This is a genomic window from Flavobacterium araucananum (assembly GCF_002222055.1).
In the GTDB taxonomy this organism is placed as follows: Bacteria; Bacteroidota; Bacteroidia; order Flavobacteriales; family Flavobacteriaceae; genus Flavobacterium; species Flavobacterium araucananum.
Genome location: NZ_MUGS01000058.1, coordinates 1 through 10,694, shown reverse-complemented (window position 1 = coordinate 10,694; position 10,694 = coordinate 1). Strand labels below are relative to the sequence as shown.

The 10,694-nt window shown below is 35.8% G+C and carries 8 protein-coding genes; 4 read left to right on the top strand and 4 right to left on the bottom strand.

Annotated features, from left to right (window positions below):
* Positions 1–509: 509 nt before the first annotated feature.
* Entirely contained in the window at positions 510–857 is a 348-nt protein-coding gene (locus B0A64_RS21060) for a helix-turn-helix domain-containing protein (protein WP_089481455.1), read from the bottom strand.
* Positions 858–1,746: 889 nt separating this feature from the next.
* On the opposite strand from B0A64_RS21060, the gene B0A64_RS25630 reads away from it, so the two are divergent.
* The 4 genes from B0A64_RS25630 to B0A64_RS21045 are packed head-to-tail and all read left to right on the top strand — an operon-like array spanning position 1,747 to position 8,858.
* Positions 1,747–2,496 (top strand): TonB-dependent receptor plug domain-containing protein, encoded by a 750-nt coding sequence (locus B0A64_RS25630; protein ID WP_455423335.1) that lies wholly within the window; start codon positions 1,747–1,749, stop codon positions 2,494–2,496.
* Positions 2,456–4,753 carry a SusC/RagA family TonB-linked outer membrane protein gene (locus B0A64_RS21055; RefSeq protein ID WP_244285462.1) on the top strand — a complete coding sequence of 766 codons (2,298 nt, stop codon included), beginning with the start codon at positions 2,456–2,458 and terminating at the stop codon, positions 4,751–4,753. Before B0A64_RS25630 ends, B0A64_RS21055 begins: the two co-directional genes overlap by 41 nt.
* 17 nt (positions 4,754–4,770) lie before the next feature.
* Positions 4,771–6,201, top strand: coding sequence for a RagB/SusD family nutrient uptake outer membrane protein (locus tag B0A64_RS21050; RefSeq protein ID WP_089481454.1), 1,431 nt, complete (start codon positions 4,771–4,773; stop codon positions 6,199–6,201).
* Positions 6,202–6,221: 20 nt separating this feature from the next.
* Positions 6,222–8,858 carry a S9 family peptidase gene (locus B0A64_RS21045; protein WP_089481453.1) on the top strand — a complete coding sequence of 879 codons (2,637 nt, stop codon included), beginning with the start codon at positions 6,222–6,224 and terminating at the stop codon, positions 8,856–8,858.
* Positions 8,859–8,939: 81 nt separating this feature from the next.
* On the opposite strand, the gene B0A64_RS21040 is transcribed toward B0A64_RS21045, so the two are convergent.
* From B0A64_RS21040 to B0A64_RS24975, 3 genes are all read right to left on the bottom strand, one after another.
* Positions 8,940–9,209 carry a DUF6520 family protein gene (locus B0A64_RS21040; RefSeq protein ID WP_089481452.1) on the bottom strand — a complete coding sequence of 90 codons (270 nt, stop codon included), beginning with the start codon at positions 9,207–9,209 and terminating at the stop codon, positions 8,940–8,942.
* Between the two features lie 90 nt (positions 9,210–9,299).
* Positions 9,300–10,439: a hypothetical protein gene (locus B0A64_RS21035; RefSeq protein ID WP_123875942.1), complete on the bottom strand. Its 1,140-nt coding sequence runs from the start codon at positions 10,437–10,439 to the stop codon at positions 9,300–9,302.
* An 8-nt stretch (positions 10,440–10,447) separates the two neighbouring features.
* A complete protein-coding gene (locus B0A64_RS24975; protein WP_455423336.1) occupies positions 10,448–10,678 on the bottom strand; it encodes a MauE/DoxX family redox-associated membrane protein in 231 nt (76 codons plus the stop codon).
* Positions 10,679–10,694: the final 16 nt, after the last annotated feature.

Below are 10,694 nucleotides of genomic sequence, written 5' to 3'. Positions count from 1 at the left end.
TCCGAAGTCAGGTCTTTTTTCAAAAATTAAAAATTGATTTTCTAAAAAATTAAAGCATTTACTTATACTTATTTACAAGTATAGAATCTAAAATACTGATTATCACAAGCAAAATTCAAGCATAATAAAAGGTTTCGTTCCTGACTTTTACAAAGACAATATCATTTTTATCGACATAATATATACATCAAACTCATGATCTAAATATGAATAATATAAAGATAAACAGGACTTCAATTTTTATCCACTTCAAAATATGATGTAGATAATGAAAAGGTAATCTGTAAATAATCTGAATAAATATTAAAAAGCATCCAGAGCAAGAACTCATAAATCTACTTTAGAAACCGAAAAACTTTTAAAAGAATTTAGAAAAGTCTCTATATTAGGATCATAATAATAATCATTTAAAAAACCAAACCTCGCTTAAATAAGTCTTAAGCGAGGTTTATATTAATTATCTTCAGAAAATTAATTAATTCATCTTTCTTTATTAATCTTTGATATAATTATTTTATATACTCAATCTTCAGTACCTCTGAACTCAAAGCTCTAGTTCCGCTTTCATTCATAGTTTGCTTTACGGTTACTTTAATTTTATCATATTGAGGGGTAGGGAACTTCATCAGGTCTGAAATATTTTTATACCCAAAAGCCTTCGCCAATAGTGCAATATGTCGAGTTGAGTATTTGTGTCGTTGAGTAAATGATTCAACATTACTTACAAAACTTTTGGCTACTCCCATTTTTAAACTGAGCTCATCTTGTGACCATTTTTTATCTCCACGTAAATTTTTTACGTGATTTATTAAGTCAAAATCAAATTGAGTAGTATCGAAAATAATATTTTTTATCATAATTTACAAAAATTAACAACCCAACATGTTGGGTTATGAATAGTTTTTATTATATTTGTTCAAGCGAATTGATTATAAGCCTCTAATAGGCATAATTAAACGATGTTTTCTCGTTCCGTAAAGTCCTATTTAGCAAACGAGAGTATCGTGGAATCGCTCCATGTCAAAAAGTTTTTTACTTTTGCAACGGCATGCGAGCGGTTCTCACATATGCTTTCAATTGCAAACAATAATTATTAATTATTGATAAGGGTCGTAGGACACCCACGGATTGAAAGTGTGAGGCCGCTCCTTGCTTTTTTCTGCAAGAACCCTTTATACCTAGAAATACATCGTTCCATAACCATAAACTTATGAGAACGATTTTTTTATATATAACCGTTACTAAACCACCTTAGCGATCTGCTAAAAGTGAGTTACCTTTTGTTGTTCCAAAACTAGACAACCATTGTGTTAGGATAGGGAAATACCTAGAAGTAATCTTATTACAGACACTTTTACCGTCAGAATTTTAACTCTACCTTGATATAAAAAAGGAATTATAAAATATAATATCCTGTATATCTAACCTCACCCAAACCTAAAATACTTTTGGCACTTATATTTAAGCTTTTCCTCTTTAAACTCGCACTTTAAAGGTATTGCCTTTATTTCTATTTTCCAAAAGGCACATTAAAATTTTTAGAGTTTGTTTCGGAAAGATAATCAAGATGAGTTTTTTTTAAACCTAAATCCAAGCATGTATGATATAGTAAAAAACATCATCCCCTATAGACTTTCAACCTGATGTCTTTAAGACTACGAAAAAAGCTCTCTAACCGGTCGACAAACAAGTGTAGAGAGCTGAATTAATAAAAACTTTCGTTTCAAATTAACTAACCCCAAAATTATGAAAACTATTTCATTCAGCAATGGGTTGGTGGCACTTTGGTACCCGTTTATTTTCGGGTTCTATCTCTTTTGCACACCAGCCTTAGCACGGAATACCTTGCAGTCTTCCGTTTCACAACAACAAACACAAATCACCGGTATCGTGACCGATGGTACACTTCCACTTTCCGGAGTCAGTATTTCGGTAAAAAACCAGAAAAATACTGTTTTGACCGACTTTGATGGCAAATTTTCCATAACAGTATCACCTAGTGCGAATCTTATTTTTACCTATATCGGTTTTAAAACAGTTGAAATTCCTGTTGTCGGTCGTTTGGTAATCAATGTTAAGATGCAACAAGACGCAACAACACTTCAGGAAGTAAAAATCAATGCTGGTTACTATTCTGTAAAAGAAAGCCAGCGTACCGGAAGTATAGCAAAAATCACGGCAAAAGATATCAACAACCAACCCGTTACAAGTGTTCTCTCGGCCATGCAAGGCAGAATGGCTGGAGTCACAATTACCCAGTCAACTGGAGTCCCCGGCGGAGGATTTGATGTCCAGATAAGAGGTACTAACAGTTTGCGAGCTGATGGAAACCAGCCTCTTTACATTATAGACGGTGTTCCTTATGCTTCAAATTCTATATCTAATAATAATATCTCCTCCATTATAATCCCAAGTGCAAACGTGAGCCCTTTAAACACCATAAATCCTTCTGATATTGAAAGTATTGAAGTNNATTTACGGATCTCGTGGTGCTAATGGCGTTGTACTGATCAGTACCAAAAAAGGCAAAGAGGGAAAAACAAGATTTACCATAAATACCAATACAGCTCTGGGAACTGTAACCCGCTTTATGGATTTAATGCATACCGAGGACTACCTGCAAATGCGAAAAGAAGCCTTTGCAAATGATGGAATTGTAAAATATCCCGCAGCTGCATATGATGTAAATGGCACTTGGGATCAAAATCGATATACCGATTGGCAAAAAGTACTCACTGGAGGCACAGCCCAAATAAGCGATGTTCAGACCTCCATAACCGGCGGATCAGCTCAGACGCAGTTTCTTATCAGCGGTAACTACCACAATGAAACAACCGTTTTTCCCGGTGATTATAAATATAAAAGAGGCGGGATAAACTTTAATCTCAACCATCAGTCAGCAGATAATACCTTTAAGATAAATTTCTCTGCTTCCTACTCTTCTCAAAATAATAATTTACCCGGAACTGACTTTACAAGAGAATCAAGATCACTCCCTCCTAACGCCCCTGCTCTTTATGATGCGAAAGCAAACCTAAATTGGGAAAACGGAACTTTTAATAATCCTTTGCGTAATCTTGAGGCTATTTACAAAGCCAAAACAGGCAATCTTATTGCCAATACAATTTTATCCTATCAAATAATACCCGATTTAGAAATAAAAACAAGTATCGGATTTACGGATCTCCATTATGATGAGACCAGAACCTCACCTTCCACAATATATAATCCTGCGCTTGGTCTTGGGAGCGAATCCTCATCACTTTTTATCAATAACAGCACCAGAGAATCATGGATCATAGAACCTCAGATCAACTGGAATAAAAAAATAGGGAAAGGTAAAATTGAGCTTTTAGCCGGAGCTACATTCCAACAGCAAAAAACTGGACAACTCGTACAAGAAGCAGACGGTTTTACAAGTAACAATCTAATTTACGATTTAGCTTCGGCCACTTACCTTTATGTATTTACAAATCAGCAGACACAATATAAATATCAGGCATTTTTTGGTCGTGCCAACTTTAGTTGGAAAGAGCGTTATATTGTAAATCTTACAGGTCGCAGGGATGGCTCAAGCCGATTTGGTCCGGGAAATCAATTTGCCAATTTCGGCGCTATTGGAGTGGCTTGGTTATTTTCAAAAGAGCCAATACTAGAGAATAAAATCATAAGCTTTGGAAAGCTCAGAGGTAGTTACGGAACTACCGGCAACGATCAAATTGGAGACTACAACTTTCTGGATACCTATAGTTCTGCCGGTAATAATTATCAAGGGGTAGTTGGTTTGCAGCCCAACCGTTTATATAATCCCAATTTTGGATGGGAAACCAATAGAAAAATTGAAATAGCATTAGAATTAGGCTTTCTTCAGGATCGCATTTTTCTTACCTCCGCCTATTACCGTAACCGATCTTCCAATCAATTAGTGGGCATTCCATTACCGGGCACAACAGGATTCAATTCGATCTTAGCTAATCTAAATGCAACAGTAGAAAATACAGGGCTGGAGGCTACCCTTAGAACTGTAAATATTCAGAAACCAAATTTCAAATGGATAACCAATCTGAATTTAACTGTTCCGAAAAATAAATTGATTGCTTTTCCACAATTAGAGAACTCAACCTACGTCAATCAGTATGTAATTGGAAAATCCATTAACATTCAAAAGGTGTACAACTATACAGGTCTTAATAACCAAACCGGAATCTATCAATTTGAAGATATCAATAAAGACGGAAAAATTTCGTTTCCGGATGACAGGCAGGCTATAAAAGATTTCAGTCCAAAATATTATGGTGGCTTGCAAAATCAAATCAACTTTAAAAGATGGCAGCTTGATTTTTTATTCCAATACGTTAAACAGGAAAATTGGAATTCCATAAACATGCTAGGCCTGCCCGGTGGCATGGCTAATAAAACGGTTGAAGTCTTAAACCGCTGGCAGAACCCCGGAGATTCAGGTCCTTATCAAATGTACAGTTCGGGAACAAACTCTCCCGTAGTAAGTGCCAATAGCTGGTATACAACCAGCACTGCAGCCATAACTGACGCATCTTATCTCAGGCTTAAAAACATTTCAATATCCTATGATCTTCCTGAAAACAGCCTAAAAAATATGAAATGCCGTATCTCGCTTCAAGGTCAGAATACACTAACATTCACTTCTTATAAAGGAGCCGACCCTGAGTTTATTGCTTCAGGTTTTTTACCTCCGCTGAAAATATATGCGCTGGGAATTCAACTTAGTTTTTAACACTAAAAAAAACGATCATGAAAAATCATGTACAACAACTAAAAATTCATTTTTTTAAAGATAAAAAAATGAATTTATCCTATAACTTCATTTTTCTGAGCCTGTTTTGCTTGCTAATCTACGGCTGTGATAGTTTTGTAGAAGTAGACTTACCTACTTCTCAATTAACAGGAAACACCATCTTTAATGATAAAAATACAGCCAATGCAGCGCTGGCCAATATTTATGCCCAGATAAGAGATAACGGGCTTATGACAGGTAAATCAAACGGAATATCTAATCTATTAGGAAATTACAGCGACGAATTAACCTTCTATGGTACAGATGCCAATTCTGCCAAAGATTTTTATAATAATGCTATTATACCATCCAATACCACCGTTACAGGATGGTGGAATAATAGCTATAAACAAATATATGCCACTAATGCCATTATTGAAGGGGTTTCCAAAACTACTAAACTGGCAGAATCAGACAAAAATCAGTTATTAGGCGAGGCTCTTTTTATCCGCGCACTGCTCCATTTTTATCTGGTCAATCTATTTGATAATATTCCTTATATAACTACAACTTCCTACGAGGTAAATGCCGTTGTTTCTAAAAAGTCTGTCCCTGAGGTATATGCTGATATCAACACTGATTTACAAAAAGCAATAACACTATTGCCTGATAATTACATTAGTGCAGGTCGTGTACGTCCCAATAATTCGACAGCAAACGCTTTACTGGCAAGAGTTTATTTATACAGCAATCAGTGGGATGCCGCGGAACAAACTGCCACTTTAGTGATTAAAAACACCAATTTATACCCTTTAGAAAACAATATCGATAAAGTCTTTCTAAAGGAAAGCACTTCAACAATTTGGCAGTTAATGCCTTCAACAGCCGGTAAAAATACCGATGAAGGAAATGTTTTTATTTTTAACAGTGGACCGCCAACACTTGTCGCTTTAAATACTGATTTGGTTATTGCTTTCACTACTGATGACTTGCGCAGAACCCATTGGACAAAAGCAATTACCAGTGGGGCTTCAACTTGGTATCATGCCAGTAAATACAAACAAAGAATTCCAAGTGGAACTTCCCTTGAGTATTCAATTGTTCTGCGCCTGGAAGAGCAGTATCTAATTCGCGCAGAAGCCAGAGCGCACTTAAACAAATTAGCGGAAGCAAAAGAAGATTTAAACAAAATCCGAAACCGTTCAGGTCTTCAAAACACAACGGCCATTACAGCAGAAGAAGTGCTTGAAGCTATTTTGAATGAAAGAAAACTTGAGTTTTTTACCGAACAGGGACAACGTTTTTTTGATCTTAAAAGAACAGGTAATCTGGACAATATCCTCTCTGGCAGAAAATCCGGATGGAACACCACTGACAGGCTTTTTCCAATTCCCGATTCAGAATTAAGAGTAAACCCAAACCTATTGCCCCAAAACGAAGGGTATTAAAAAACATTTATACTTTCAAAATGAAAATCTATAACACAAGACTAATACCGGTTAAGTCATTTTTATCCCGTATTATATTTTTAATTTTTGTTTTAGTAGCCTGCCCTTTAACGGGGCAGGTAAAACAAAAAAAGAACCTTCAGGAGTCTGACTATCACCTCTGGCATACCCTGCAATCCGATAAGATTTCTGAAAATGGAAAGTGGATCAGTTACAAACTAGCTTATCCAAATGGACAAGACACCCTTTTTATTAAAAATACACAAACCCATAAACAGTATGTTTTTCCACAAGGCACTAACGGGAATTTTAATGCAGAAGAAAGCTTTGCCTATATTGACAAAAAAGGACTGCAAATACTTACTTTAAAAAGTGGTGAGATAAAAACTATTGCTGGGGTCACACAATATCAATACACACAGAATAAAAAATACATAATCACCTACAGCAAAACAGCAGATCCGATTCTGGAAATAAAAACCACTTCAGGACAAACCATAATGAAGATCAATAATGTTCAGCAGTACAAAATAGCCCCACAGCAAAATGCTGTACTTTTTAGTGCTGATCATAATATCGGATTTATTTCTTTAAATAAGGAAGTACTGAAAACCATGATTATCGAAAATGCTTCAACACCATTTTATAACTTAATTTGGCAAAACAACGGCAATGCAGTTGCTTTTTTGCAAAAAGGAGCAGATTCAGAGCAGAATAGTTTATTTTTTTATCAGCTCAATGACAAGAACCTTTTCAAATTTGAGGCTGAAAATTTTTCAAATTTTCCTGCTGATTTCACAATTAGTCCTACTGTATCAACTAAACTGTTTATTTCTGATGATGGGCAGCGCGTTTTTTTTGGAATTAAAAAAAGAGAATCCAATGAGAAGGCAATAGACACAACTGGGGTACAGGTATGGAATGCCTCCGATAAACTGTTATATCCCGAACAGGAAGAAATCGGACAATGGGAAAAAGTAGCCAAGCTGGCTCTTTGGAAGCCTTTTGAAAATAAATTCAATCAAATAACAAATAACCAGCTTCCAAAAGTGATCCTGGCAGCAGAACAAAAATTTGCCCTTACCTTTAATCCAGCACAATACGAACCCCAATATAAACAACAAGGGGATATTGATCTTTACTTAGTAAATCTTACAACAGGAGATTCCACCAGAATACTCACCAAACATTCCGGAAATAAAAATCATACCGTTATCTCTCCAAAGGGTAATTTTGTAACCTATTTCAAAGATCAAAAATGGTGGGTTTACGATATAAGGAAAAAAGTGCACTTTAATTGTTCTTTAAACATACATCAGCCTCTATTGGATAAAGACTTTAACGCAGCAGGTGAAGTTCCTGCTTATGGTTTTTTAGGCTGGACAAAAAACGATGATTCATTCTTGTTGTATGACCAATTTGATATTTGGGAAGTAACTCCCGATGGGAAAAAAGCCAATCGATTAACTCATGGCAGAGAGAAAAACATACAATTTAGGTTAGCCAAACAATTCTATGATCTTGTAAAAACAGCTGCCTACGATGGTTTTTACGCCTTTCAAATTGATCTTTCCAATGACCTTTTCTTAGAGGCAAAAAATAATGATGAAAGTGGTTATTTTATTTGGAACAAAACCAGTGGAGAAAAGCCTATGGTTTTTAATACGATGCGAAATAATTATCTTATGAAGTCCGAGCAAGGTGAAAGTTATGCTTTTCAACAGCAGCATTATGACAAACCGCCTTCACTTTGGTTCAAAAAAGATAAAAAAAGCAAGGCACAACTAATGGTACAAAGCAACAAACAGCAGGAAGATTTTTTCTGGGGTAAGGCTGAGAAAATTCACTACTCTAATGCCAAAGGGATACCCTTAACGGGATCCCTTTTCTATCCTGCGAATTATGAACCTTCTAAAAAATATCCGATGATAGTGAAGATATATGAATTAAAAATGTATGAATCGAATCAATATATTAATCCATCATTATACGATGATACAGGATTTAATGTGACCAATTATACTTCTGAAGGCTATTTTGTTTTGTGTCCTGATATTATCTATGAAATTGGGAATCCCGGAATTTCTGCAACAGATTGTGTTGTGGCAGCAACACAGTGCATAATCGAAAAAGGCATTGTACAAAAAGATAAGATTGCTCTTATTGGGCATTCTTTCGGAGGCTACCAAACTAATTTCATCATTACCCAAACTAATTTGTTTGCCACAGCGGTATCAAGCGCCGGTGTAGCAGATTTAACAAGTTCGTATTTAACTATGGGATGGAATACGGGTATTGCGGATATATGGCGTTATGAAAATCAGCAAGGGCGAATGGGCAAATCACTTTTTGAAGATAAGGCTGGCTATAATCGAAACTCTCCACTAGAGTATGTAACCAATATCCAAACTCCATTGCTTTGCTGGACAGGTAAAGAAGACCGGCAGGTGCACTGGTACCAAAGTATAGAATTTTATTTGGCGCTGCGAAGATTGAATAAAGAACATATTATGCTCGTGTATCCGCAGGAAAAACACGTAATTATGAATCCGAAAAATCAAAAAGACCTAAGCCTTCATCTCAAAGAGTGGTTTGATTATTACCTTCAAAATAAAAGTATACCTTCTTGGGTTGCTACTCCATTAAAATCATTATAAACAAAAACAATGCAGTTCCAATTATAAAATCCGGAACTGCATTGTAAATGAACTCAGCACTCTGGCTTTAAGTTCTTTAAATTAATTTAATTTGTACAATACTCTGTTACAAGTAGTACCACTGGCATTTTTACCAAAAACCTGTTGGTTTGTACTTTCAATAGTACAAATATCCCCCTGGTCAGTACTACATTCAACGGACTCGGTACATGGATCCGGATTATTAATGTACCCTTGCACAGGAGCACTAACATTCGTTGTTTTGCCACTTGGATTTGAGGCAAAAGCACCTACAATTGCTAAAGCAAACGCAGCGGTTGGCAAAAGCATTTTTACACTTGATTTTTTCATGGTAATAAAAATTAAATTTAAAAAAAATATCTACTTTTTTCTACAGGTGTTCGATTACATTCCTGATACCCGGGCCCTGGTATATGATAGTCATAATTTACTCTTATAATGTTCCAAAAGTGAATTACTAAACTCGTAACAAACAATATGATTGCCGATAAGGGCATAGAGATAATTCTCATGCGCCAGTATGCTTCTTATTTTATCATCTCCAATGTTATAAACATAAAAGCTTGAGACATACGAAGCATCATTCAAATTATAAACATCAACAGTACTTGCCTGGCTCCACATATCTTTGGGCTCATATAAGCCATGAGCCGGCGAATGAATAAAAAGTAAATTTTCATAAACAGTACTGGTTTTATTAACGATAAGCGGTGGCGCTGACATTTTCTTTTGATTGCGGTCTGAGAGATAAGAAACTTTAATTTGAGCCTTGCTTGTAGTATCAATAGTTTTTCCTATATATTTTAAATCAAGCGAATCATTAGCCACTACAAACTCATTGCGGTATAAATAAACATAAACAATATGTTTTAGTCCAGAACTGTAATGTAGCATTCCATCGGTATCAAAAACACCATCAATTTGTTTTTGCAACAAATCCGGGTTTAATTTCACATTTACAGTTTCCCCAACTGCCATAGATCCAATAATATTTTCATTGTTATTTGCTGCTTGTCCCCTAAAGGCAAGCCTGCTGGAATCCATTGGTGTGATGCGCGCAAAATAAGCTTTATCACGCATAAAAAGTGAGGCTTTCCAATTGGATAGTTCCCCTTTAAACAAACAGGGAACATTCCCGTCTGCAACAAAAAAGTAGGGTGGGAAAATACTAATTCTAACCGCTTTAAAATCAAAATTACTTTTATCCAATTCTATTTGGAATGTCTTTTTGTTTTTTAAAATGCTGTCGAGTGCCACAATATGTAATGGCGCTGTAGTATTCCCCAAATACAAATTTCCGTTTGCTGCCCCGGCAAAATAATATGAATTATACCCTAAATCAACTTCGCTTATTTTTACTGCCTGATGATGTGGAAAACGGCGTATAAAACTATTGCGATGATGCATGATATCCTCTGATAAAATAAACATTAGCACAACAATTCCAATACTAAAAAGAACGCTTCCCGAAAAGGAACTGACAAGAACAGCGGGTTTTGAAATAAAGGATGTGTTTGACATCCCACGGGCCAGTATCAGGATACCCGCTGCTGCCAGCATTATGAAAACTAAATTAAANNGGTAAACATAACCATCAAACCAAAGGCTGCAAAAAGACTAATTAATCTCCATTTTTTAAAAACAAGTAACAATGCGACAAGCAATTCAAGTGTCGGTACAATCCACGCAATTGATCCGGCAAAAGCGCTCAGTAGTGGGGATTGTCCGAGTTGCACACGAAAATTCTCAAAGTCAAGTAATTTACTCAGCGCCGCATATACAAATAGAATAACATACAACAGGCAAATTATCTCC